The following is a 24059-nucleotide window of genomic DNA, read 5'->3' as shown; positions in this document are numbered from 1 at the left end:
CTTCAGCCCTTCCGTTGCGGGTGTTCGACGAGCTCGTCGTCGGTGTAGTACTTCTCGAGTTCGGAGAGCTCGAAACATTCGAGCAGGTCCGGTCGCATCGGCACCTGCCGTTGCTTCTCGACGGTGACGTCGGGGACCACCGGATCGTCGCCCTCGACGCGGCACGCCAGCAGGGCATTGCGCCACTGGGCGTCCATCTGGGGGTAGTCGTCGCGGGTGTGGCCGCCGCGGCTCTCGGTGCGGGTGATCGCCGACTTCGCGACCGACTCGCTGACCAGCAGCATGTTGCGCAGGTCCATCGCCAGATGCCAACCGGGGTTGAACTTGCGATCCCCTTCGACCTTGACGTTGCGGTAGCGCCGGCGCAGCTCCTGCAGTTTGTCCAGCGCCTCCTGCATCTCCTCGGACTTGCGGATGATGCCGACGAGGTTGTTCATCGTGTCCTGCATGTCCAGCTGCAGGGTGTACGGGTTCTCCGGTGCCGAGCCGTCGCCGGGGCCGTCGAACGGGGCCAGTGCCATCGCGGTGGCCTTCTCGACCGAATCGTCGCTGACCTTCGGACGGTCCGACATCGCCCGCACGTAGTCCGCCGCACCGAGGCCGGCGCGCCGGCCGAACACCAGCAGGTCCGACAGCGAGTTGCCGCCCAACCGGTTCGAGCCGTGCATGCCGCCGGCGCACTCGCCCGCGGCGAACAACCCGGGTGTCGCTGCGGCGCCGCTGTCCGGGTCGACCTCGATCCCGCCCATCACGTAATGGCAGGTCGGCCCGACCTCCATCTCGTCGGTGGTGATGTCCACCTCGGCGAGCTCGATGAACTGGTGATACATCGACGGCAGCCGGCGCTTGATCTCCTCGGACGACATCCGGGAGGCGATGTCGAGGTAGACGCCACCGTGCGGGGTTCCGCGGCCTTCCTTGACCTCGGTGTTGATCGCCCGGGCGACCTCGTCGCGGGGCAGCAGGTCAGGGGTGCGCCGGGCGGAGTCGTTGTCCTTGAGCCATTTGTCGGCCTCCTCCTCGGTCTCGGCGTATTGGCCTTTGAAGACGTCGGGGATGTAGTCGAACATGAACCGTTTGCCCTCGGAGTTCTTCAACACTCCGCCGTCGCCGCGCACACCCTCGGTGACGAGGATGCCCTTGACCGACAGCGGCCAGACCATCCCGGTCGGGTGGAACTGGATGAACTCCATGTTGATCAGCGCCGAGCCGGCCCGCAGTGCCAGCGCATGGCCGTCGCCGGTGTACTCCCAGGAGTTCGAGGAGACCTTGTACGACTTGCCGATGCCGCCGGTGGCCAGCACCACCGCGGGCGCCTCGAACAGGACGAACTCGCCGGTCTCGCGGTAGTAGCCGAACGCGCCGGCGACCTTGCCGTTCTCCAGGATCAGCTCGGTGACGGCGACCTCGTGGAAGACCCGGATCCGGGCCTCGTAGTCGCCGAGTTCGGCCTTGTCCTCCTGCTGCAGCGACACGATCTTCTGCTGCAGCGTGCGGATGATCTCCAGGCCGGTGCGGTCACCGACGTGGGCCAGCCGCGGATAGGTGTGCCCACCGAAGTTGCGCTGGCTGATCTTGCCGTCCTTGGTGCGGTCGAACAGCGCGCCGTAGGTCTCGAGCTCCCACACCCGGTCGGGCGCTTCCTGCGCGTGCAGTTCCGCCATGCGCCAGTTGTTGAGGAACTTGCCGCCGCGCATGGTGTCACCGAAGTGCACCTGCCACGAGTCCTTCGTGTTGACGTTGCGCATGGCGGCCGCGCAGCCGCCCTCGGCCATGACGGTGTGCGCCTTGCCGAACAACGACTTGGTGATCACCGCGACCCGCAGACCGCGCTCGCGTGCCTCGATCACCGCGCGCAAACCAGCGCCGCCGGCACCGATCACGACGACGTCGTACTCGTGCCGTTCCAACTCACTCATCACAAATCACCCTCAACTAGTCCTGGAATTAAGTTGTCAGCCAATGAAACGCAGGTCGGGGAACCACCCGGCGGCCAGCGCCATCACGTAGAAATCGGTGAACATCAAGGTGCCGAGGGTGATCCACGCGAAGGTCTTGTGCCGGGTGTTGATCTTGCTGATCTGCGTCCAGAGCCAGTAGCGCACAGGGTGTTTGGAGAAGTGCTTGAGCCGGCCGCCGGCGACGTGGCGGCATGAGTGACACGACAACGTGTAGGCCCACAACAGCACGACGTTGGTGACCAGGACGACGTTGCCCAGGCCGAAACCGAAGCTGCCGTCTTCCTTGGTGAACGCCAGGATCGCGTCGTAGGTGTTGATGATCGAGATGATCGCGGCGATGTAGAAGAAGTACCGGTGGGTGTTCTGGATGATCAGCGGGAAGCGGGTCTCACCGGTGTAGGTGGCGTGCGGTTCGGCCACCGCGCACGCCGTGGGGGCCTGCCAGACGGTGCGGTAATAGGCGCCGCGGTAGTAGTAGCAGGTCAGCCGGAACAGCAGCAGGAACGGTAGCGACAGCGCCGCATAGGGCAACCACCACACATCAGGCAGGAACTGGCCGAAGTGGCTGGCCTCCGGGACGCAGCCGGTGCTCACACACGGTGAGTAGAACGGCGTCAGGTAGTGGTACTCGGGTACGTAGTACCAGTTCTGCATGAACGCCCGCACCGTCGCGTAGATGATGAACGCGGCAAAGCCGAGGTCGATGATGACGGGCGACTTCCACCAGTTGTCGGTGCGCAGCGTCCGCTGCGAGATCTGGGCACGACCAGGAGAGAAGACGCCGGTCGCGTTGCGGTCGGCGGCGGGTGCGCTCACATTTGCCTTTCGGTGTTCTTTTGTCCCACGTGCTCAGTGTGCCTCCTCGGGCACAGCGTGAGCTCAGCGCGTCCCGCCGAGGCCTTCGTCGTCGACGCCGCGCCAGAAGTCCGTGTCGTATTGCGTATCCGGGATCGGGATGCGCTCGGCGACGTGCTGATGGCGGGTCACCCCGCGCGCCAGCTCCAGTTCTTCTGCGTCGATGTCGAGTCGGTCGATATCGTTGAGGATGCGCTCGGCGTCATTGACGATGCGACGGGTGGCTGGGCTGTCCCCGTATCGCGACGCCAGCGATGTCACGCACCGCCGGAGGTTTCCGATGAGATCGTGAAGCTCGGCGAGTTCGGTGGTGCTGGACAAGTGACCTCCTTGGGCTGAAGGGTGTCAGGAATCACATTACGACACCCGATGCTAGCCACATCATCGAAGTAATGGTGAGACAGATCACTTTGACGGGCGGAGCGTATCGATGGGTCCTGAACGGCTGAAAGACGCAGCGGAGACGCTGTTGCGGATGCACACGCCGGGCGACCCCGTGATCCTGCCGACGGTGTGGGATGCGTGGTCGGCCCGGCTCGCCGTCGACGCCGGGTTCGGCGCGTTGACGGTTGGCAGCCATCCGGTGGCGGACTCGATCGGCAAACCCGACAACGAGGGAATGTCGTTCGAGGAGCTGCTCGCCCGGGTCACGCAGATCACGACCGCGGTCGAGGTGCCGGTGTCGGTCGACATCTAGTCCGGCTATGCGCAGCCGCCTGCCCGGTTGATCGAGGGGCTGCTGTCCGCCGGTGCGGTGGGGCTCAACATCGAGGACACCGTCCACAGTGAGGGTGGTCGGCTGCGTTCGGCCGGTGAGCACGCCGAACTGGTCGACGCGCTGCGCGCCGCGGCCGCGGCGGCCGGCGTGCATGTCGTGATCAACGCCCGCACCGACCTGTTTCTCCGCGCCGACGGTGACGAGGCCGACCGGGTCGACCGTGCGATCGCCCGGCTGCGCCACGCCGCCGAGGCGGGTGCCGACGTGTTGTACCCCGTCGGGTTCCATGATCCGGATACGTTGCAGCGCTTGACGTCCGAGTTGCCGCTACCGGTGAACGCGATCGCCGATCCGGGCAAGGCGGACCCGTCGTCCTTCGGTCCGCTGGGCGTGGCGCGCATCAGCTTCGGGCCGCTGTGGCAGGCGGCGCTCGCCGAACGGGCCACCGAGATCCTCGGGCGCTGGACCTGAAGGACGGCTCAGTCCGTCTCGACGATCAGTACCTCGGTCTTGGCCCGCTTGCGCACCAGGCGTGGCACCGATCCGACGAGCCGTCCGACCATCGAGTTCATCCCGACGCTGCCCACCACGAGCAGATCGGCGTCGAGTTCCTCGGCGAGTGCCACCAGCGCGTCGGCGGGCGCACCCTCGACTGCTCGCTCTTCGACGTCGTGCGCGCCGGCTTTCCTGGCCCGTGACGAGGCGTCACGCAGCAGGTCGTAGACCGGCGCATTGCCCGTCGTCCGGTAGCGCTCGTCGCGGGGCTGGTCGGGGTCGGGAGCGCCGGAGGGGTGATGGTCGGCCTGGTACGCCGAGGCGACCACCAACCGGGCGTTGGACTCTGCGGCCAGTCCGGCGGCCTTCTCGACCGCGCGGATGGACGTCTCGGAGCCGTCGGTTCCGACGATGATCACGCGATGATCCGGCACAACGCACCTCTTCAGTAAACAAGTGTTCTTACTTCATGGTAATGAATACCGCACGGTGGGCCGGGAGGGGGCTGTTGTCGAGAAATCTGCCGCCGAGCCGGCTGTGTGGTCAATCGCTCGGCGCCCGCGCACAACCGTCATCGCCCGGCGCCCGCACAACCGTCATCGCCCGGCGCTGGCGCACTCTCCTCACCACACCGGACAGACGCGCAGGCAGATCCGCATCCGAGGGGGCGCGACGGCCGGTCAGCCGAACTGGCCCACCGCGAATCCGGCGAGCAACACGGCGAACCCGCCGAGCTCGCCGATGATCAGTGCGGCCATCGCCAGCCGGATCCTGGTGTCGACGTGCTCGAACTGATTGGTGGTGTCGCGGCGGAGGCCGTGGACGACGTAGGTCGCGATCGCTGCCACGAAGAAGAACACCACCACCGCGGCGGCGGCCAGATTGACCGCTGCCGGCCATGCGCTGAGCTCGACGAACACGGCCAGCAGCATGGTGGCGAACGAGTAGAGCAGCGCCGCGCGGTGCGCGATGTCGACGTAGGGGTGGGCCAGATGCGTCGGGCTGGTCGCCATCTGGCGGTACTTCCAGATCCCGAGGACCAGGGCCCAGGCGAAGATCAGCCCAGAGGCGAGCACGGTCAGCGTCGTGTCGATGCCCAGTCTCGTATCCATGGCGGCAACACAGTAACCGGTGGGAGCCGCTGGCTCCCACCGGTTCTACGTCGGAGTTACCTGCTTTCGATCGCGATGCGATGCGCGTCGGCGCTCTTGTGGGCTCCGGCCACGCGAACGGTCAGCACGCCGGCGTCGTAGGCCGCCGACACTGCGTCCCCGGTGACGTGGGCGGGTAGTCCGAACGAGCGGTGGAACGAGCCGTAGCGCACTTCGCTGAACCTGCGGTGGCCCTCGGCGTCCTCCTCGGTTCGTTCGTCGCGGCGTTCGCCCTTGATGACCAGTCGGCCCTTGTCGATCTCGACGGTGACGTCCTTGTCGACGTCGACGCCGGGCAGATCCACCCGGATCACGGCGTCCTCACCGTCTCTGGTGACCTCGACGGCCGGGTTGATGCCGCTGGCCCACTCGCCGGCGGCAGGGCCGAAGAAGTCGCGGACCCAGCGGTCGGTGTTCCACGGCGTCAGCGCCGGCCGCGACCACAGTGATACTGCATGTGCCATTGTCGTCATCTCCTCGAGTCGTGACCGGCTCGGGCGCCGGTTCGTTCACCCTGTAGAACTTGAGCGGACCACGCTCATGTTCCGGATGGGGTTTCGCTCTGAGCGAAGGTCCTCACAGGTCGTCGCGAGCCCACGTGAGCAAGCTGTGATGGCCGCTTCACAGGAGGCGACACGGCGGCAATATCGGCTTCGTAGGTTCAGCTCCATGGCTGCCACATCACATGTCGTGGTCGTCGGCCACGGGATGGTCGGCCACCGTTTTGTCGAGGCGCTACGCTCCCGCGACGCCGAGGGCAGGTGGCGGATCACCGTGCTCGCCGAGGAGCGCGACGCCGCGTACGACCGGGTCGGCCTCACCGGATACACCGAGCACTGGGACCGCAACCGGCTCGCGCTGCCCGGCAACGAGTACGCCGGCGACTCCTCGGTCGAGCTGCGGCTGGACACCCGGGTCGTCGACATCGACCGGGACGCCAGGACTGTCGTCACCGCCGACGGTTCCCGGATCGGTTACGACGCCCTGGTGCTGGCCACCGGTTCCGCAGCGTTCGTCCCCCCGGTCCCGGGCCGCGACCTGCCCTGCTGCCACGTCTACCGCACCCTCGACGACCTCGACGCGATCCACGCCGACGCCCAGCGGACCCTGGCCGCCGGGCACACCGATGCCGGAGTCGTGATCGGCGGCGGCCTACTCGGTCTGGAAGCGGCGAATGCGCTGCGCTCCTTCGGTGTGACGGCCCACGTCGTCGAGATGGCGCCGCGCCTGATGGCCCAGCAGCTCGACGAGGCCGGCGGCGCCCTGCTGGGCCGGATGATCGGCGACCTCGGTATCGCCGTGCACACCGGGGTGAGCACCGAGTCCATCGCACCGGCCCAACGCAACCGCCCGCTGCGGCGGTCGGCCGACAGCGACTCGGTGCACGTGACGCTCAGCGACGGGACCGTCATCGACGCCGGCCTGGTCGTCTTCGCGGCCGGGGTACGACCCCGCGACGAGCTGGCCCGCGCCTGCGGGCTGCAGCTCGCCGAGCGGGGCGGGGTGCTGACCGACCTGGCCTGTGTCACCGACGATCCCAGCGTGTATGCCATCGGTGAGGTGGCCGCGATCGAAGGCCGGTGCTACGGCCTGGTCGGTCCCGGCTACACCAGCGCCGAGGTGGTCGCCGACCGACTGCTCGGTGGCGGTGCGGACTTCCCCGAAGCCGACATGTCCACCAAGCTCAAGCTTCTCGGCGTCGACGTGGCCAGCTTCGGCGACGCGATGGGCGTCACCCCGGACTGCCTGGAGGTCGTCGTCAACGACGCGGTGGGGCAGACCTACGCCAAACTCGTGCTGTCCGACGACGCGAAGACGTTGCTGGGAGGCATTCTCGTCGGTGACGCATCGGCGTACGGGATCCTGCGTCCGATGGTCGGCGAGCAGCTGCCCGGCGACCCGATGGCGTTGATCGCCCCGACTGGGACATCCAGCGGGTCAACAGGTCTCGGCGTCGGCGCGCTTCCGGAGGCGGCCCAGATCTGCTCCTGCAACAACGTCACCAAGGGTGATCTCACCGGCGCGATCGCCCAGGGCTGCCACGACGTGCCCGCGCTGAAGACCTGCACCCAGGCAGGCACGAGCTGTGGTTCGTGCGTGCCGCTGCTCAAGCAGCTGCTCGAAGCCGAAGGCGTCGCGCAGTCCAAGGCGCTGTGTGAGCACTTCAGCAATTCGCGAGCCGAGCTGTTCGAGATCGTCTCGGCCACCACGATTCGGACCTTCTCGGGTCTGATCGAACGGTTCGGCACCGGAAAGGGTTGCGACATCTGCAAACCCGTCGTCGCGTCGATCCTGGCCTCGACCAGTTCGGAGCACATTCTCGACGGCGAACAGGCGTCGCTGCAGGACTCCAACGACCACTTCCTGGCCAACATCCAGCGCAACGGCAGCTATTCGGTGGTGCCCCGCGTGCCGGGCGGCGACATCACCCCCGACCACCTCATCCTGATCGGCGAGATCGCCAAGGAATTCGACCTCTACACCAAGATCACCGGCGGCCAACGCATCGATATGTTCGGTGCGCGCGTCGACCAGCTGCCCGAGATCTGGCGGCGCCTGGTCGAGGGCGGCATGGAATCCGGACACGCCTACGGCAAGGCGCTGCGCACCGTGAAGAGCTGCGTCGGCAGCGACTGGTGCCGGTACGGGCAACAGGATTCGGTGCAGATGGCCATCAACCTCGAGCTGCGCTATCGCGGCCTGCGCGCCCCGCACAAGATCAAGATGGGGGTGTCCGGATGTGCCCGGGAATGCGCGGAGGCGCGCGGTAAGGACGTCGGCGTCATCGCCACCGAAACCGGGTGGAACCTCTACGTGGGCGGCAACGGCGGGATGACGCCGCGCCACGCCGAGCTGCTCGCCGGTGACCTCGACGACGAGACGCTGGTCCGCTACGTCGACCGCTTCCTGATGTTCTACATCCGCACGGCTGATCGGCTGCAGCGCACCGCGCCATGGGTCGAGGAGCTCGGCCTCGACCACGTGCGTGAGGTGGTGTGCGACGACTCGCTGGGGTTGGCCGCCGAGTTCGAGGCGGCCGTGGAGCGTCACGTCGAGGGCTACGCCTGTGAGTGGAAAGGCGTGCTCGAGGACCCGGACAAGCTCAGCCGGTTCGTGTCGTTCGTGAATGCACCGGACGTCGTCGACCCGACTGTGACGTTCACCGAGCGGTCCGGGCGGCGGGTGCCCACCGACATCGGTATGCCGAAGATCGGTGGGTGAGAGACGATGACGCTGCTGGGTGACGTCACCGTGTGGACGACCGCGTGCCCGTACGACCGGCTGCTGCCCAACCGTGGTGTCGGCGTGCTGCTTCCTGACGGTGTGCAGGCCGCGCTGTTCCGGCTCGACGACGGATCGTTACGCGCGGTCGGCAACATCGACCCGTTCTCCGGGGCCGCGGTGATGTCGCGCGGCATCGTCGGCGATCGCGGCGGGCGCCCCATCGTCCAGTCGCCGATCAAGAAGCAGGCGTTCGCGCTCGACGACGGGCGCTGTCTCGACGACCCGGACCGCGGCCTGCCCGTGTACGCGACACGGCTCACCCCCGAGGGCGACGTCCAGGTCGGCTCCTGATCCACCGCGGCTGGGGCCGCCGGCCGGGGCCCGCGCCCGGGCGTTGTCCGTTCGAGACCAAAGTGAGGACTTTCGGCCCACGACGCGGCCACCGGCGCTGCCTACCGTGGTGGCCATGACCTACGTGATCGGCAGCGCATGCGTGGACATCGTGGACAAGTCCTGCATGCAGGAATGCCCGGCGGACTGCATCTACGAAGGCGACCGCGCCATGTACATCAACCCCAACGAATGTGTGGACTGCGGCGCCTGCAGGCTGGCCTGCCGGGTGGAGGCGATCTACTACGAGACCGACCTGCCCGACGAGGAGGCGCAGTACCTCGAGGACAACGCCGCGTTCTTCACCATGACGCTGCCGGGTCGCGATGCGCCGCTGGGTGATCCGGGCGGGGCGCTGAGCCTGGGTCGGGTCGGGGCCGACACCCCGCTGGTCGCGAGCCTGCCGCCGTCAACGACCCCGCATCCCTGAGAACTCTGCACCGGCCCGCTGGAAGCGGTTGCTGATCAGCCGGGTGATCCCCGGGTGCGTGCCCAACGGATCGGTGACGAGGTCGGCGCCGCTGGCGCGCAGCCGGTCCTGGAACAGCCCCTCCGACAGCAGGTAGGACGCCACCACGACGCGGCGGCGGCGGGCGCGGGCGGCGGCGACGGCCTCGGCGACGCGGGGTTCGCCGGTGGCGGCGAATGCCAGCTCGACCCGCGAGCCGAGGACCGCCGACAGTGCGGCGGCCGTCGTGTGCAGATCGCGCATCGCATCCGGATCCGAGGTTCCCGCCGCGCCCAGGATGACGGAATCACCCGGACGCCAACCTGTTTCGAGTAGCCGATCGACCAGGACACGGATCAGTGCAGGGTCGGGCCCGAGGGCGGCGGTGACGGTGACGTCGGGGTGGCCGCTGTCGGCGACGTGGGCGGGGATGTCGCGGCGGACGTGATAGCCACGCGCCAGGAACGCCGGCACCAGCACGGCGGCCCGATCGGTGGCGGCGCTGAGCAGTTCGGTCGGAGTGGGGCCCAAGACATCGACGAACGCGACGTGCACCGGCCGGTCCAGGGTCTGTGCCACCCGATCGGCGAGATCGCCGATGAGCGAGACCCCGCGGGACACCCGCGTGCCGTGGGCGACCAGCACGAAGCTCACGAGGCGAACGCCTCGTCGACGGGCAGCCGGTAGCCGCGCTTGACGACGGTGGCCACCATCTTCTTGTCGCCCAGCGCGGTGCGCAGCCGCAGCACGGCAGTCTCCACCGCATGGGTGTCGGTGCTGCTTCCCGGCAGCGCCCGCAGCAGATCCGCTCGCGACACCACGGTGCCGGGCCGCAGCGCCAGCGCCCGGATGGTCGCCATGGCCGCCGGCGACATCGTCCTGACCGCGCCGTCGACCAGCACGCAGTTGCCGCGGATCTCGAGCAGATGGCCCGCCACCCGCACGGTCCGGGATTGCAGCAGCGGCAGTTCGTCGGTGATGTGGCGGGCCAGCGCGCCCAGCCGCATCCGTTCGGGGGCCGAGGTGGGCACACCGAGACGGACCAGAGGCCGGGCGGTGACCGGACCGACGCACATCGCGTGCACGCCACCGCGCAGCGCCGAGAGCACCTCGGCTCCCAGGCCCATCTCACCCGCGCGCATCAGCACCGACGCGACGGCGGGGGCCGAGGTGAAGCTCACCGCGTCGAATTTCTCCTCGGCGATGCCGGCGACCAACTGGTCGAAGTCCCCGTTGCGGGGCGCCGGATGCCACCGGTACACCCGGATCGGCACGACTTCGGCGCCGGCTGCGCGCAGCTCGTCGAGGAACTCCGGGAACGGATCCCAGTCGTCGGTCGCGCCGTGCAGTTGCACCGCGATGCGCGCACCCGCGATCCCGCCTTCGAGCAGGTAGTGCAGCACCTCGCGCGAGGATTCCGAGTCCGGCGACCATTCCTCGGGCAGGCCGCCCGCGCGCAATGCGCCAGTGGCTTTGGGGCCCCGTGAGACGACGCGGGCCTTGCTAAGCGCGTCGGTCAGCGCGGTGGCCACGCCCCAGCCGTCCGCCGCCGACATCCAGCCACGGAATCCGATGCCGGTGGTGGCGATGACGATGTCGGGCGGCGAGTCGATCAGCGACGCCGTGTTCTGCTGCAGCTCGTCGTCGTCGGGTAGCGGCACCATCTCGATGGCGGCGGCGCTGGTGACGGTGGCACCACGACGCCGCAGCAGCGTGGCGAGTTCGTCGGCCCGCCGCGCTGATGTCACCGCCACCCGAAACCCGGTGAGCGGTGAGAAGTCCGGCTCACTCATGCGTTCTGTCTATTGGCGCGATGTTTCATGCTGATTAAGCGGTGATTGCCTGGTCGTGTCGCGCCCGCTCAGGCCGTGAATTTCCGCTCACCGTCATCGCCTCCGGCATGTGAGCTCGGCTCACCAGACATCTCCGGCGCGCCAGTCGCAGGTCAGGGCGACGTCGGGGTCCAGCTCGACCCCCGCGGGCAGCTGCGCGGGCAGGACCATCACCGAGCCTTCGTCGTCGGGTGTCGGGGTCAGCCCGGCTGGGGAGAGGACCGAGGTCGGCCCCCGCCACGCGAGCCACCCGCGACTGACGTACACCGGCCTGCCCAGCTCCGTCGCGCTCAGCGCCCCCAGGTGGTAGCCGCCGCGGATCACCTGCTCGGCGGCGTCCATCAGGGCGGTACCCAGCCCTTGGCCGCGCTGGTCCTCCCGCACGGCGACGGCCTCGACATAGCCGCACCGCAGCACGGTGTCGCGGTAGAGCAGGCGACGCAGGACCACAGCGGCGTGCCCGATCAGCGCCCCGCGCCAGCAGATGACGGCGTGCATGCCGCCGAGGGCGTGGTCCCAGTCGTCGTCGGTGAACCCACCGTCGAACGCCTCCATCACCATGGCGCGGGCGTGCTCACGGGTCTCGTCGTCGAGGTCCGCGGTGTGGACGAGACGTGCGCGCACACCTCCGGTTCTACCAGCGCCCGCCCCGACGCGCCGGAAACGCACGCCGGCGAACCGCGCGCCGGTGCGCGCGACCGGGACGGTGTCGGCGCACCGCAGCCGGGCGATGACAGCGGCGACCCTCAGTGCTCGGACGGGCGGCGCGGCCGCGACCAGTGCAGCCGGACTGTCTGCCCGGGGCGTGCCTGGGCGAGCCGGTCGATGTCGTCGTCCACCACGACCCCGACGACCGGGTAGCCGCCGGTGACCGGGTGATCGGGCCCGAGGATCACCGGGAAACCGTTGGGCGGGACCTGGATGGCGCCGCGGGTGGCGCCCTCGCTGGGCAGCTGACGGTCGGGTCGGCGGTACTCCAGCGGCATCCCGACCAACCGGATCCCCACCCGGTCGCTGCGGTTGGTGACCTGCCAGTTGGTGCGCACCAGGATGTCGGCGTCGGCGAACCAGTCGTCGCGGGGGCCGGGCACCACCGCCAGCTCGAGCACGTCATCGACGAGCGCGGCCACCGGTGCCTGGTCGACCTCCGGGAAGTCGGCGGTGTGTGCGCCGACCGGCAGGACGTCGCCGGGGCGCAGCGGCAACGGCCCGATCGCCGACATCACGTCGTAGCTGCGCGAACCGAGTACCGGCTCGACATCGACGCCGCCGCGCACGGCCAGGTAGGAGCGCAGGCCCGAACGCGGCGGGTGCAGCGAGATGACCTCGCCGTCGTGGACGTAGTGGATGCTGTTGGAGCCGAAGGGGATTCCGTCGGCAGCCGGGTCGGTGTCCGCGCCGGTCACTGCGATGGCGATTCCTTCCTCGCCTGCCCCGCCGTGCACGCGGGCGGTGAAGCCGCCCATGGTCACCTCGACGGTGGCCCGGTCGCCCGGGTTGGCGACCAGACGGTTGGCCAGCGTGTGGGAGCGCCGGTCGGCCGCGCCGGAGCGGGTCACGCCGAGATGCGACAGACCGGCCCGGCCCAGGTCCTGCACGAGCGCGAGCGGACCGGTCTGGAGAACTTCCAGGGTGACGCTCATGGCTGCACCGCCCGGAACTGCACCCACATGCCCGGCATCAGCAGGGCGGGATCGGCGCGTTTGATGTCCCACAACGTCGCCGACGTCCGGCCGATCAGCTGCCAACCCCCGGGGGACTCGCGTGGGTAGATCCCGCTGAACTCGCCGGCCAGGCCGACCGAGCCGACGGGAACCTTGGTGCGCGGATCCGTGCGCCGCGGTACGGCCAGGCGATCGTCTCCGCCCACCAGGTAGGCGAAGCCCGGTGCGAAGCCGCTGAAGCCGACCCGCCACGGTGTGCCGGTGTGGGCGGCGACGACCTGGTCGACGTCCAGCCCGGTCAGCCGTGCCACCTCGTCGAGGTCGGCGCCGTCGTAGACGACGTCGATCACGACGTCGGCGCGGCCCTCGGGAGGGGCGGCGGCGTGGACGCTCTCGTCGGTGGGGCGGACCGTGCCCAGGCGCTGCCGGGTGGGCGCCTGGTACTCGACCCCGGCAAGCTTGATCAACACGGTGCGGGCGGCCGGCACGAGGTCGTCCACGCCGGGTAGCTCGGCGGCGCGCAGCGTCTCGGTCCAGGCCAGGACCTCGGCGGTGCTGTCGCATTCGAGAAGCAGCGCGCGGTCACCGTAATCGCGGATCCCCACGTCGCCGGTGCGCATCGCGTCCTTCGCGTCGGCTGTCACGCTCATGACCCAAAGCTACCGCCGAGTAGCTTGGAAAGCGCCCGGTCGGCGCAGCTCTGGGACTCTTGCCAGAGCGGTCTTAACGAGAACTCAACCTGCGAGCTGATAGGTCGGCTCGCGCCGCTTGATCGCCGCGATCACGCGGTAGGTGATCGGCAGCATCACGACCTCGATCGCGGTCTTGTACACCCAGCCCTGGGCGGTGTACGTGGCGAAGTCGCCGAACGTCGAGATGCCGATCGCGCTGGCGGCGATCGCGCAGAACACCACGGTGTCACCCAATTGACCGACGAAGGTGGACCCGATCAGCCGCGCCCACAAGTGCTTCTCCTTGGTGCGCTCCTTGATCAGCACCACCACCCAGGCATTGAGCGTCTGGCCGACGATGAAACCGGCCAGGCCCGCGATGATCAGGGCCGTGTACGCGCCGACGACGTTCTCGAAGTGTTCCTGGTTGGGATAGAAGTCGGCCGCCGGCAGATACACCGTCGCCCAGAACGCGGCCGCGGCCAGCGCGTTCATCGCGAAGCCGGTGTAGATGGCCCGCCGCGCCGCCTTGAATCCGTAGACCTCCGACAGCACGTCACCGATGACATAGGTCAGCGGGAACACGATGAATCCGCCATCGGTGATGATCGGGCCGAACTCGACACCCTTGGTGGCGGTGACGTTGGAGATGATGACCAGCGCGGTGAAGACGGCGACGAGCACCGGATAGTAGGCCGAACCCACCCGAGCGAAGACGGCGTGCTCGTGGTCGACGGTTCCGGGGCTGGTCACGCAGTCATTAGATCAGTTCAGCGCAGCGGCGATCATCGGCGGCAACCTGTCGGCGACCACCGGCCACGACAACGTGGAGGCGTAGGCGATGGCTCCGGCGAGCTCCTTGTCGGTGAACACGTGGCGCTCTCGGTTGGTCGCGGACAGGGCGGCGATGACCGGGTCGGCGAGCAGCGCACCCTGCTCCTCGGGGCTCTCGGTGGTCCAGATCAGCACGTCTGCCGAATCGAGAACGTCGGCGATGCGGTCGCGGGGGATCAGTGGCTCGGCGGGGTCGGCAAGGGTCAATCCCATCTGGGTCAGGAACTCTCGCCGCCACGGCGGGCCGGTGACCCGCACGGCACCGCGCGTCAACCGGCCGTCGAGCAGGAGTACCGACGCGCCGGAGAACTGCGGATTGGCTTCTTTGACCTGCGTGAAGCGGGCCTCGACCCCGGAGATGAGCGCGGCCATGTCGTCGCGGCGGAACACCGCCTGGCCGATCGCGGTGGCCTGATCGCGCCACGGCTCGAAGAACGCCGCCGAGCCGGACTGCGGCAGCGTCGGCGCGATCTCGCCGAGCCGGCGGTAGGTCTCCTCGTCGAGGCCGGCGTCGGTGGCGACGATCAGGTCGGGCCGCAGCCCGGCGATCTGATCGACCTGGACGCCGTCGGCCAGACTGAGCACGACAGGCTGGGCACCGCCGAGACGGGCCTGCGCCCATGGCCACACCCCGTACGGTTCGTCGCCGAACCAGTCGGTGACCGCCACCGGCACCACACCGAGTGCGAGCAGGTCGTCGGCGTCGGTCAGGCCGGCGCTGACGACCCGGGTCGGGGGCGCCGGGATGCGCGTCTCCCCGAAGGCATGGGCGACGGTGACCGATCCGTCGTCGGCGACGGTCCCCGGTGGCTCGGGTGCGCACGCGGTGACGACGGCCGCTCCCGCGGCCATCGTGAAGAGGCCACGGCGGGACCACATCTCGTGACTGGGGGAGTCGATCAGGGAACGGGCGCCGGGATCGGCATCGGCGGCCAGATCGGCGGGGGCGCCGACGCGGGCACCGGCGGCGAGCCGGGCGCCGGCGGCGGGGGTGCGGCGGGTGGTCCGTACGGGGCGGGTGGCAGCCAGGCCGTCGGGCCCATCACTCCGGGGCCGACGGACTGGAAGAACTCTGCCGAATTGCCCATGGTCATCAGGTCGCGCACGAAGTCGAACTGGCCGGTGTTGTTGAAGTCGGCGTTCGGCACGGGCGGCACGTACGGGGCCCCGGCCGGCGGCGGCGCCGGGGGCAGTGCCGGGTCCACCGGCGGTACGGGCTGTGCCGCCGCCTGGGCGGCGGCCGTCAGCGCGGCCCCGCCGAGCAGGGCACCGGCGACGGCGACTTTGACGGCGAGCAGGCAGGTGGCCATGTGTGCAGGGTAGTGCGCGGTCGGCGAGTGCGTGACCCTTCGACTACAGCGGCAGACCGGCCTCGAGGAACTCCAGGCCCTCGAACAGGGTTTCCGGCGACATCGGGGTGCCGTGCAGTGCGGCCATCATGACGCCGGTCATCGCCCCTGCGGTGATGCGGAGTTGCGGGTCGTCGCCGTCGCGATCCAACCTCGTCGCCAGCGCATCGGTGATGAGCTCGATGACGTGGATGTAGGTGTGGTAGAGCCCGCCGGCAGCTTCGGGCAGGGTGTACAGCAACTGCTGGCGGTTCATTTCGGCGGCCCACTCCGGACCCGCCATGCCGCTGAAGACCTGCTGCAGCGCGTGACGGTAGGCGGCCAGCGGCGCCAGGTCTGCGGGTGCGGCCAGGAACAGATCGATGATCGGCTCCATGAGCTGATCGGGGATCAGCAGGTCGGCCTTGTTCGGGAAATACCGAAAGAAGGTCCGCGAGGACACGTCGGCGGCCTCGGCGATCTGCTCGACGGTCGTGGTCTGGTAGCCCTGTTCCTCGAACAGTCGAAAAGCGGCTTCGCGCACCGCCTCCCGGGTGCGGCGCTTCTTGCGCTCCCGGAGTCCCTCGGGACCGTCGCTCACGCGGCCTTCCCCCAGCAGCGCTTCATTCCTTCGGCGACGTCGATGCTGGGCACTCCCGGTTGCGGGTCGTCGGTGACGAGCACGACCCCGGTGTCGATCATGTCGATCCCGGTGTCGGGCACCGGTTTGTCGCCGGTGCTGAGGAACGTCGCGACGGCGTCGACGGCCTGCTCCGCCATCTGTACCGGGTTCTGCTGTGCGGTGGCGCCGATGACGCCCTCGGAGACCAGTCGCAGTCCCGGGTCGCAGCCGCCGTCGACGGAGACGAGCACCGCGGGATTGTCCGCCGCGGCGAGGATCTCGGCGGCGCCGCTGGCTGCGGGTTCGTTGATGGTGTAGACGAGGTTGATGTCGGGGCTGTGGGACAGGCACCGCTCCATCGCGGCGCGGCCGCCCGCGGCGGCGCCGAGGGTCACGTCCTGACAGGCGATGCGGTATCTCCCGCCGCGATAGACGCCGGTCGGCGCTTCATCGCCGGTCCTGCGGTAATCGCCGACCGGGATGCCCATGCCGGTCAGAAAGCCCTGGTTGCGTTGGTAATCCGACTCCACCTGCCGGTTGTGGAACAGGTCGAGCAGCGCGATGACGGCGGTCTGGCCGGCCATCTTCTCCGCCGCCCAGGCGCCGATGAGCCGCCCGGCCTCGAAATTGTCGGTGGCGAAGGTGATGTCGGCCGCGCCGGGGTCGGTGGGCTTGGTGTCCAGCGCGACGACGAAGACGCCGGCGTCGCCGGCGCGGCGGAGCGCGTTGTCGACACCCGCGCCGTTGGGGGTGATCATGATGGCCCGGTCGCCGCGCGCGACGGCGGCGTCGATCGCGGCCACCTGGCTGCCGACATCGCCGTCCTCAGTGCCCGCAGCAGTCGTCAACGTCAATCCCTTCGCCTCGGCTTCCCGAAGCGCGGTCTGCTTGATGTCGACGAAGAACGGGTTGGTCTCGGTCTTGATGATCAGCGCGACGCCGTTTCCGGCCTCTTCGGCGGGTTCGGTCTTGCTGCACGCGGAAACCAACGCGGCGATCAGCGTGCAACCGGCGGCGAGGGCGGTTAGCCGGCACCGGACTGATCGGCTGGCAGAGCTGAACATGCGAGGGCCTCCGCGCGGGTCTGTGCATCGCCGAGATCGGCGGTAACCCACCTCGAACTCGCTGGTCAGCCCGTGATCTCGGTAGCGGCGAGTGTAGTGGCAAGAGGTCATTGGCAAGTGAATTCCGCCAGCCTGTCACACTTTTCGGCCGGAGGTGACTACTGGCGCTGCGTTCGCCGACAGCGGGTGCTGCCGCCAAATCCGTTGGCCTGCCCGACCCCTAGCTGGGCTTTGCTGTTAGCTCACGACCAGGGAAATTGCGAGCGCGAACATGGTGAGCGCGATGGTCGCGTCGAGAATGCGCCAGGTCTTCGCAGACGCGAACAGCCGCCCCAACCGCCGGGCGCCGAAACCCAGGCTGGTGAACCACACGGCGCTGGCCGCCACCGCCCCGACGCCGAACAGCCATCGCTCGTCGCGGTGCTCGTTGGCCAGCGCGCCGAGCAGGATGACGGTGTCGAGATAGACGTGCGGGTTCAGAAACGTCAGCGCCAGACAGGTGATCAGCACTCCGGCGAGCCGAGACGGGTTGGCCTGCGACGGAGTGAGCGTGCCGGGGGTGACGGCGCGGCGCGCGGCCAGCAGGCCGTAACCGATCAGGAAGGCGGCGCCGCCGAACTTGGCGACAGTGACGACGTCGGGGTGGGCCGCCACCAGCGCGCCGAAGCCGGCGATGCCGGCGAAGATCAGCACCAGATCGGACACCGTGCACAGCGCCACCACGGGCAGCACGTGCTCGCCGCGGATGCCCTGTCGCAGCACGAACGCGTTCTGCGCGCCGATCGCGGCGATGAGGGCCATCGTGGTGGCGAAGCCGCTCAGGACGACGAGGAATCCGGTACTCACCCGCACCACGCTAGGAAGTCGTGACCGAGCAGTACAGCTAAAGATTCTTTCGGCAGATTAGTGAATCTAATGCCGGCGAACGACCCGTGCACCGGCGTGCGGCCGGTGCGTGGGTCTCCGGTGCGCGAGTGCGGTCTTCACCGGCGAATCCACCGTCCGGCCAGGGATGGCCGTCTGTGGCACGAGAGGTGGAATAGCACGTCGGTGCCGCTCGTTAGCTTGTCCAGTGACGCGTGATTCCCCACGTTTCGCTCTCCGGGCCGTACACCGTCTGCTGGACTAAGATCAGCTCGCGGTTCTGTGGCCTGAGCACGACCGGCGTTCCACCCCTGACCGAGCCAAGAAAAGGACTCACCATGGCATCAGCTCGTACGCGCCGCGTCGCGGCATTCGTTGGCGGCGGGGCCGTCATCGCGATGATCGGCTTCACCGCGGGGTGCGCCAGCGACAGCGAGACCCCCGAAGAGACGACCCCCACGACCACCACCACCACGACGACGACCACGCCGCCGCCCGTGGCCCCGACCGAGAAGGCCCCCGACCCGGATGGCCCGAACATCTTCACTCCTCCGGTCCAGGCTCCTCAGAACACGGTCAACCCGGGTCGCGACGACTACGGCCAGTGACCGAAGCGTGCCCGGACGCTGTCCGGGCACGCTCTGAGTTCTGCGGATGCCATGACCACGAGGGCGAGAAGGCTGGCGACAGGCCGCTCCTTGGCCGTCGTGCTCGTCATCGGGCTTGTGCTGGCAGCGATAGCGTGGTCCGCTCGCGAAACCGGCTCCGACGAGAAGCTCATCGAGGGTCCCTACGCGTCGTTGCTGGCCGCGTCGGTCGATCTCGGGCCGGCGCGCGAGAAGAGCATCGAGTTCACCGCCAGCCTGACCGACCGGTCCCGGCCCACGGCGCTGATCGAGTGGGCCCGCGACCGGTCGCTGTCGGTTCAGTGGCGACCCGGTGACGACTGGGTGGTGCTCGAGGGTGCGCCCGCGGCCGTCGAGCGGGCGTTCGCCGTGTCGGTGCGGGACTACCGGGGGCGGATGGGGCAGCACTTCTACGCCTCGCCGCACCAACCCGCGGTACCCGAACACCTGCAGGCCGAAGTGTCGGAGATCGGCCGGATCCTCAGCTACCTCCCGCATCACATGTCCCGCCCCGACCACTTCGCGCTCGACGTTCCCGACCGAGGGTTGTCGCCCGACGCGTTGGTGACCACCTACAACGCCGACGAACTGATCCGCTCCGGCTTCACCGGTGAGGGGATCACCATCGTCATCTTCGCCTTCGACGGCTTCCGGCAGTCCGACCTCGACCAGTTCACCACGATGTTCGGCTTGCCCCAGTTCACCCCGGAGGTCGTCGGTGGATCTCCCGGTGAGCCGCGGGCCGAGCTGTCGATGGATCTGCAAGTCGCCCATGCCATTGCGCCAGCGGCCCGCAAAGTCGTGGTCAACGCGCGGCCGACCGTCGAGGGCGACGGCGGCTACCGCAAGATCGGTGAGATGCTCGAGGACACCGACCGCCGGTTCCCGGGTGCGGTGTGGAGCTTCTCGATCGGCTGGGGATGCGACAAACTGATCACCGCCGCTGACCTGGCACCGGTCCGATCCGCGTTGCGCACCGCGCAGTCGCACGGAACCACGGCCTTCAACGCCAGCGGTGATCTGGCCGGGATGGAATGCCGTGGCGGACAGGACTGGTCGTCGCCGCCGAGTGAGCAGGATGTGGGCCTCGACTCGATCGCCTCACTGCCCGAGATGACCAGCGTGGGAGGCACGACGCTGTCCACCGACGCCGACGGCGAGTGGGTGTCCGAGCAGACCTGGTTCGATGTGCCGCTCTCGCAAGGCACCGGCGGTGGCGTCTCGTCGCTGTTCGAGCTGCCGCCGTGGCAGCAGGTCGCCGCGCAAGCCGTCCCGTCCGACCGCAATACCGGTATGCGCATGACACCGGATGTCGCCGCGGTGGCTGACCCGTTCACCGGGGTGAGGATCGTTCTCGACGGCCAGGTCGTCGTCGGGGGCGGGACGTCACAGTCGGCACCGATCTGGGCCGGTCTGACCGCGGTGATGAACCAGTATCTGCTCGCCAACGGCGGATCCCTGATCGGGGACATCAATCCGCTGCTCTACCGCATCGCCCAGGGTGCACCGCGACCCGCCTACCGCGACGTCACGTTGGGGGGCAACGCCGTCGACAATGCCGGCCCCGGTTATGACCTCGTCACCGGACTCGGGACCCCGGATATCGACAATCTCGCCGAGAATCTGCGGCTCGCGCAACGGGTGCAGTCCTGATGAGCGCGCCCGGCATGACGGAATGCCCGATCTGCCAGACCGACGTGCCCGCAGGCGAATACTGCGGGCAGTGTGGCGTACCGCTGGCCGAACATCGCAGCGGAGACGGCCCGCATTGGTTGCGGGCCCGCGCCTTCAGCGCCGCCCCCGGCCAGCGACTGCTTTCTCCGGCGCTGACCAGTTCGCTGTTCCCGCATCTGAATCCGCGGGCGCGCAAGGTGTTCCTGATGGGACTCGGACTGCTCGCGGCCGCCCTGTTCGCGGCGACGTTGTTGCGGATGCCGGCTGCGCTCGTCACCGTCGCCTCCCTCGGTCTTCCCCTGCTGTTCGCGCTCTACCTTCGCGAATCCGATGCTTTTCACGATCTTCCACGCAGCAAGCTGGCGCTGACGGCGGTGTCGGGCGTCGTCCTGGGCGTCGGGTGGGCGCTGCTGACCGGGGCTGCCGTCGCTCGTTCCTATGGTGTCCCGTTGGGCGCGGGTGTCGCCGCCGAGCGGATTCTGCGTGACGGGATCGCGGTGCCGCTGGGCAGCATGTTGCTGATGCTGGTTCCGGCGCTGGTGACCCGGTGGTCATGGCGGGGTGAGCGGGAGGCCCTGGACGGCTACGTCATCGGTGCGCTCGGCGCACTGACGTTCACCGCCGCAGCCAACCTGGCCCGGCTGGCACCCCAGTTCACCCTCGGGATGGTCAACCGGGTGCGTCCGCTGGACGGTCTGCTCGTCGAAGCGGGCGTGCGGGGAGTCGCGATGCCGTTGACCGCTGCGGCAGTCGGCGGGCTCATCGGGACGGCGCTGTGGTTCACCCGTCCGCCGACGAAGGTCCACCAGCACCGTGTTTTCGTTCGCGCCATCCTCGTCGTGATCGCCGTTGTGGTGGTCGCCATCTACGCGCTGTTGGGGGTCGTCGATGTCGCCCGCCTTCCGCAATTGGCTCAGCTGGCACTGCATCTGACGTTGACGGGGATTGCGCTGTTCGCGTTGAGGGTCGGCCTGCATCTGGCGCTGTTGCACGAGGTGCAGGACGACATGCACGCCGACGAGCCCATTCTGTGCGTCGAGTGCAACCACGTGGTCCCCGACGCGCCGTTCTGCGCGATGTGTGGCGCGGCGATGCGGGCGTGTTCGCGCCGGTCACTTCGGGACCGACGCGCGGAGCGCCCGGTCCGGCTCGCCGACGACGCGCGTGCCGGCGACATCACGGTGGGTCTGCTGCCCGGTTACTCCATACACTCCGGCACGTTCGAAGCGAACCGGCCGGCGACGACGTCCTTCCGCACCGTTGCACTGGCGCTCGGGGTCACCATCGCGGTGCTGGCGGTCGGGCTGGTCGGCGTCTCGGGGCTACTCTCCGAGCCGCCCCCCAGATATGTCTGCCCGCCTGACTGCGGGAACCCTCCGATGAACCGGGCAGTGGAGATCAACCCCCGCTTCACTGCGGCCGACGGCGTGTACTCGGTGTCCTACCCGGCTCCGGGAGCCGCATACGAGGTCACGACGACCGATGACGGGGTGACCGCGGTACTGCAGGCCGGGGACGGCGGCACGATGCGGTTGTTCAGCCGGCCCGCGCAGGGTCGCAGCGCTGAGGAGATCGCCGTAGAGCTGGTGAACGAAACGTTCCCGGACACCAAGACCGCCTACGAGATCCCGAACACGATGGTCGGCTATCAACCCGGATACGGGTTGGCCGCCGACCTCTGGCCGCAGGGTGCGATGAGCAGTACCAGCCGCATGCGCATCATCGTGATGGTCGCCGTGAAGAACGATGTGGCGCTCATCGCGGGGGCGGTCGGGCCATACCGCGCCTTCGGACCGGACTTCGGTTCGGGTAAACCCTCGGCGGCCAGCCTGCAGTTGGCGCTGGACATGGGCAAGTACGTCAACAGTTTCAGCTGGCGCGGCGACCCGCCCCGATAACCGGGCCGCGGAGCGGGCTCCGTTGGCCCGGACCGCGCCTCGGACCCGATCTGCTCCGGTGCTCGCCGCTATCGCGTCCTATCCCACTTGTGTTGCCAGCGGCAAGAACACATCGTCGACGATTTCGCGGATGGTGTCCGGTGGGACCGCCGCCATGGCCGGCACGTGCCGAGAACCGTTGCGCGTCATCGAAGCTGTCAATCGCCTGGGAGGTGAGGACTCGGCGATTGCCTGCGGTTGCCCCCGGGAAAACGACCGATACCAAACCACTGACCCCGAGGGTGGATCATGAATCGCTACATCGGTACAAGTGTCGCAGCAACGTCCATGATGTTCGGCGCGCTCACCTTCACCGGCACCGCATGGGCCCAGCCCGACGAGAACGGAACGCCGCAACCGCCGGGCGACGAGACCGCTGCGGCGACCATCGAGCGACTCCAGAGCGAAGGTCACTCCGTGGTGGTGCAGGGCGCCGTCGACGGGCCGCTGGAGGCGTGTGACGTCGAGGACGTGACGAGCGGTGAGCAAGAAACCACGATGATCGTGACGGTCGCCTGCGATCCCGACTACGCCGGCTGACCGGCTACACGATCTTGCGCAGCACTGTCCCGGGTGGGTAGTCGAGCACCATCGGTTTGCCGTCCCGGCCGACCGCGGTGGAGGTCAACGTGACGTGGGTCATCTGGCCGGTCGTGATCGGATGCGCCGACTTCACGTCGGCGACGTGAAAGGCGTTCGCGCGCGGGTCGGGATCGTCGGTGACTGCGAGTAGGTCTCCGGGGCGGACGTCGTCGACCGCCACCTCGACGATCTCGAACTGCTCGGACATGGCACCGAGTCTATGAGGTGTCGGCCCGGCGAACACCTCGTCGCTCGGCAGGGTCAGGCCCCATCGCGGCCCACCGCCGGGCGTAGTCTGCACAACCGTGATCGATATCGGCCTGGACGACATGCGCAACTGGTTCGGCTTCGGGGTGGCGGGCAACTTCGCCGGACATCTCGAACAGGCCGGTGAGGACGCCGACTTCGTCAACGTCAGCAGTGAAGGCACCGCGCCCAAAGGGATCTTCCCCTGGTACGCCCCAGGGACGGACTCGTTCCTGAGCGAATTCCCGCTGTCCACCGACGCGGTGGTGCTTCCGAACCAGACCGACGGGCCGCTGAACCTGCAGATCGAACCGGAGGTGGGCCTGGCCTGCCAGGTGGTCTGGGACGGTGACACCGTGGTGACATTGCGTCCGTTCGCGCTCGGAGCATTCAACGACTGCTCGATTCGGCGCCCCGGAGCCCCCAAGATCAGTCACAAGAAGAACTGGGGTCCGGCCTCCAAGGGCGTCGCGCCCACATTCTTCGAGATCAGCGACCTGACACCCGATGGGCCGACCGCGACGTTGCGCCTGGTCTGCTACCTGCACAGTGACGGCGAGGAGCACGCCTACGGGGTGGACAGCCCGTTGATCGGCTACTCCTACTACGGCGAGGTGTTGCTGGACTGGATCGTCGAGCGGTTGGCCAACCAGAAGGGCTCGCCCGACACCCCGCTGGAAGACGTCGGTGCGTTGATGGTGGCCAGCGGGCACCCCGAGAACGTGCTGATCGGGATCGGCGCGACGCGGTACACACCGTTGGGTGAGTCGACGTTCCTCAAGCCCGGCGACCGGGCGATCGTGCGGGTCTACGACACCGAGAGCGACGCAGCCTCCGAGCTGAACCAGTTGGTGCGGTAGACGGCGATACTG

The 24059-nt window shown here is 68.6% G+C and carries 26 protein-coding genes and 1 pseudogene; 9 read left to right on the top strand and 18 right to left on the bottom strand.

Features of this window, described 5'->3' with window-relative positions; all coding sequences use genetic code 11:
• Positions 1-2 precede the first annotated feature (2 nt).
• The 3 genes from ACEWX3_RS26795 to ACEWX3_RS26785 form a co-directional block, all read right to left on the bottom strand.
• Positions 3-1919: a fumarate reductase/succinate dehydrogenase flavoprotein subunit gene (locus tag ACEWX3_RS26795; RefSeq protein ID WP_207069318.1), complete on the bottom strand. Its 1917-nt coding sequence runs from the start codon at positions 1917-1919 to the stop codon at positions 3-5.
• Between the two features lie 36 nt (positions 1920-1955).
• The gene (locus ACEWX3_RS26790) at positions 1956-2777 is read right to left on the bottom strand and encodes a hypothetical protein (protein WP_207069317.1); all 822 of its coding nucleotides are present in this window, start codon (positions 2775-2777) and stop codon (positions 1956-1958) included.
• A gap of 63 nt (positions 2778-2840) precedes the next feature.
• Positions 2841-3137, bottom strand: a complete 297-nt coding sequence (locus ACEWX3_RS26785; protein WP_152515049.1) for a hypothetical protein — start codon at positions 3135-3137, stop codon at positions 2841-2843.
• Between the two features lie 109 nt (positions 3138-3246).
• Here ACEWX3_RS26785 and ACEWX3_RS26780 point away from each other — a divergent pair.
• A pseudogene (locus tag ACEWX3_RS26780) lies at positions 3247-4005 on the top strand (isocitrate lyase/phosphoenolpyruvate mutase family protein).
• 8 nt (positions 4006-4013) lie between these two features.
• Here the strand turns inward: ACEWX3_RS26780 and ACEWX3_RS26775 are convergent.
• The 3 genes from ACEWX3_RS26775 to ACEWX3_RS26765 all read right to left on the bottom strand — a co-directional run bounded on the left by ACEWX3_RS26775 (position 4014) and on the right by ACEWX3_RS26765 (position 5653).
• Positions 4014-4463 (bottom strand): universal stress protein, encoded by a 450-nt coding sequence (locus ACEWX3_RS26775; protein ID WP_152515051.1) that lies wholly within the window; start codon positions 4461-4463, stop codon positions 4014-4016.
• A gap of 246 nt (positions 4464-4709) precedes the next feature.
• Positions 4710-5141, bottom strand: coding sequence for a hypothetical protein (locus ACEWX3_RS26770; protein WP_374158200.1), 432 nt, complete (start codon positions 5139-5141; stop codon positions 4710-4712).
• A 56-nt stretch (positions 5142-5197) separates the two neighbouring features.
• Complete coding sequence (locus tag ACEWX3_RS26765; protein WP_374158199.1) at positions 5198-5653, bottom strand: Hsp20/alpha crystallin family protein; 456 nt, start codon at positions 5651-5653, stop codon at positions 5198-5200.
• A 196-nt stretch (positions 5654-5849) separates the two neighbouring features.
• Between ACEWX3_RS26765 and nirB the strand changes: the two genes are divergently transcribed.
• The 3 genes from nirB (at position 5850) to fdxA (ending at position 9225) form a co-directional block, all read left to right on the top strand.
• Positions 5850-8402 (top strand): nitrite reductase large subunit NirB, encoded by a 2553-nt coding sequence (gene nirB, locus ACEWX3_RS26760; RefSeq protein WP_374158198.1) that lies wholly within the window; start codon positions 5850-5852, stop codon positions 8400-8402.
• 6 nt (positions 8403-8408) lie between these two features.
• Positions 8409-8756: a nitrite reductase small subunit NirD gene (gene nirD / locus ACEWX3_RS26755; protein WP_374158197.1), complete on the top strand. Its 348-nt coding sequence runs from the start codon at positions 8409-8411 to the stop codon at positions 8754-8756.
• Between the two features lie 115 nt (positions 8757-8871).
• A complete protein-coding gene (gene fdxA, locus ACEWX3_RS26750; protein ID WP_163672692.1) occupies positions 8872-9225 on the top strand; it encodes a ferredoxin in 354 nt (117 codons plus the stop codon).
• Here the strand turns inward: fdxA and ACEWX3_RS26745 are convergent.
• The 11 genes from ACEWX3_RS26745 to lysE all read right to left on the bottom strand — a co-directional run bounded on the left by ACEWX3_RS26745 (position 9205) and on the right by lysE (position 18059).
• The gene (locus tag ACEWX3_RS26745; RefSeq protein ID WP_221350427.1) at positions 9205-9897 is read right to left on the bottom strand and encodes a sirohydrochlorin chelatase; all 693 of its coding nucleotides are present in this window, start codon (positions 9895-9897) and stop codon (positions 9205-9207) included. The two genes, fdxA and ACEWX3_RS26745, sit on opposite strands and share 21 nt — an antisense overlap.
• Positions 9894-11036 (bottom strand): uroporphyrinogen-III synthase, encoded by a 1143-nt coding sequence (locus ACEWX3_RS26740; RefSeq protein WP_207069309.1) that lies wholly within the window; start codon positions 11034-11036, stop codon positions 9894-9896. The genes ACEWX3_RS26745 and ACEWX3_RS26740 overlap by 4 nt, the downstream gene beginning before the upstream one ends.
• 120 nt (positions 11037-11156) lie before the next feature.
• The gene (locus tag ACEWX3_RS26735) at positions 11157-11744 is read right to left on the bottom strand and encodes a GNAT family N-acetyltransferase (protein WP_374158196.1); all 588 of its coding nucleotides are present in this window, start codon (positions 11742-11744) and stop codon (positions 11157-11159) included.
• A gap of 77 nt (positions 11745-11821) precedes the next feature.
• Positions 11822-12718: a 5-oxoprolinase/urea amidolyase family protein gene (locus ACEWX3_RS26730; RefSeq protein ID WP_374158195.1), complete on the bottom strand. Its 897-nt coding sequence runs from the start codon at positions 12716-12718 to the stop codon at positions 11822-11824.
• Positions 12715-13389 (bottom strand): allophanate hydrolase subunit 1, encoded by a 675-nt coding sequence (locus ACEWX3_RS26725; protein ID WP_207069306.1) that lies wholly within the window; start codon positions 13387-13389, stop codon positions 12715-12717. Before ACEWX3_RS26725 ends, ACEWX3_RS26730 begins: the two co-directional genes overlap by 4 nt.
• Before the next feature lie 84 nt (positions 13390-13473).
• Positions 13474-14163: a queuosine precursor transporter gene (locus ACEWX3_RS26720; protein WP_207069305.1), complete on the bottom strand. Its 690-nt coding sequence runs from the start codon at positions 14161-14163 to the stop codon at positions 13474-13476.
• A 12-nt stretch (positions 14164-14175) separates the two neighbouring features.
• Positions 14176-15096 (bottom strand): ABC transporter substrate-binding protein, encoded by a 921-nt coding sequence (locus tag ACEWX3_RS26715; RefSeq protein ID WP_374158194.1) that lies wholly within the window; start codon positions 15094-15096, stop codon positions 14176-14178.
• Between the two features lie 47 nt (positions 15097-15143).
• On the bottom strand, positions 15144-15554 hold the full coding sequence (locus tag ACEWX3_RS26710) for a hypothetical protein (protein WP_322486690.1): 411 nt from the start codon (positions 15552-15554) through the stop codon (positions 15144-15146).
• 43 nt (positions 15555-15597) lie between these two features.
• The gene (locus ACEWX3_RS26705; RefSeq protein WP_374158193.1) at positions 15598-16173 is read right to left on the bottom strand and encodes a TetR/AcrR family transcriptional regulator; all 576 of its coding nucleotides are present in this window, start codon (positions 16171-16173) and stop codon (positions 15598-15600) included.
• The gene (locus tag ACEWX3_RS26700; protein ID WP_374158192.1) at positions 16170-17258 is read right to left on the bottom strand and encodes a substrate-binding domain-containing protein; all 1089 of its coding nucleotides are present in this window, start codon (positions 17256-17258) and stop codon (positions 16170-16172) included. Before ACEWX3_RS26700 ends, ACEWX3_RS26705 begins: the two co-directional genes overlap by 4 nt.
• Before the next feature lie 237 nt (positions 17259-17495).
• Positions 17496-18059 carry an L-lysine exporter gene (gene lysE, locus ACEWX3_RS26695; protein ID WP_207068074.1) on the bottom strand — a complete coding sequence of 188 codons (564 nt, stop codon included), beginning with the start codon at positions 18057-18059 and terminating at the stop codon, positions 17496-17498.
• Between the two features lie 401 nt (positions 18060-18460).
• Here lysE and ACEWX3_RS26690 point away from each other — a divergent pair, with 401 nt between their 5' ends.
• The 4 genes from ACEWX3_RS26690 (at position 18461) to ACEWX3_RS26675 (ending at position 22899) form a co-directional block, all read left to right on the top strand.
• On the top strand, positions 18461-18730 hold the full coding sequence (locus ACEWX3_RS26690; protein ID WP_374158191.1) for a hypothetical protein: 270 nt from the start codon (positions 18461-18463) through the stop codon (positions 18728-18730).
• Positions 18731-18781: 51 nt separating this feature from the next.
• The gene (locus tag ACEWX3_RS26685) at positions 18782-20401 is read left to right on the top strand and encodes a protease pro-enzyme activation domain-containing protein (RefSeq protein WP_374158190.1); all 1620 of its coding nucleotides are present in this window, start codon (positions 18782-18784) and stop codon (positions 20399-20401) included.
• A complete protein-coding gene (locus ACEWX3_RS26680; RefSeq protein ID WP_374158189.1) occupies positions 20401-22320 on the top strand; it encodes a zinc ribbon domain-containing protein in 1920 nt (639 codons plus the stop codon). The genes ACEWX3_RS26685 and ACEWX3_RS26680 overlap by 1 nt, the downstream gene beginning before the upstream one ends.
• Positions 22321-22608: 288 nt before the next feature.
• Positions 22609-22899, top strand: a complete 291-nt coding sequence (locus ACEWX3_RS26675; RefSeq protein WP_374158188.1) for a hypothetical protein — start codon at positions 22609-22611, stop codon at positions 22897-22899.
• A 4-nt stretch (positions 22900-22903) separates the two neighbouring features.
• Here the strand turns inward: ACEWX3_RS26675 and ACEWX3_RS26670 are convergent, their stop codons facing one another.
• A complete protein-coding gene (locus ACEWX3_RS26670) occupies positions 22904-23149 on the bottom strand; it encodes a hypothetical protein (RefSeq protein WP_207068070.1) in 246 nt (81 codons plus the stop codon).
• A 97-nt stretch (positions 23150-23246) separates the two neighbouring features.
• On the opposite strand from ACEWX3_RS26670, the gene ACEWX3_RS26665 reads away from it, so the two are divergent.
• Positions 23247-24047 carry a DUF5718 family protein gene (locus tag ACEWX3_RS26665; protein ID WP_207068071.1) on the top strand — a complete coding sequence of 267 codons (801 nt, stop codon included), beginning with the start codon at positions 23247-23249 and terminating at the stop codon, positions 24045-24047.
• Positions 24048-24059: the final 12 nt, after the last annotated feature.

This window comes from Mycobacterium sp. G7A2 (assembly GCF_041902445.1).
GTDB lineage: Bacteria > Actinomycetota > Actinomycetes > Mycobacteriales > Mycobacteriaceae > Mycobacterium.
The sequence above is the reverse complement of the archived record's forward strand: the minus strand, read 5'-3'. Positions and strand labels throughout refer to the sequence as shown.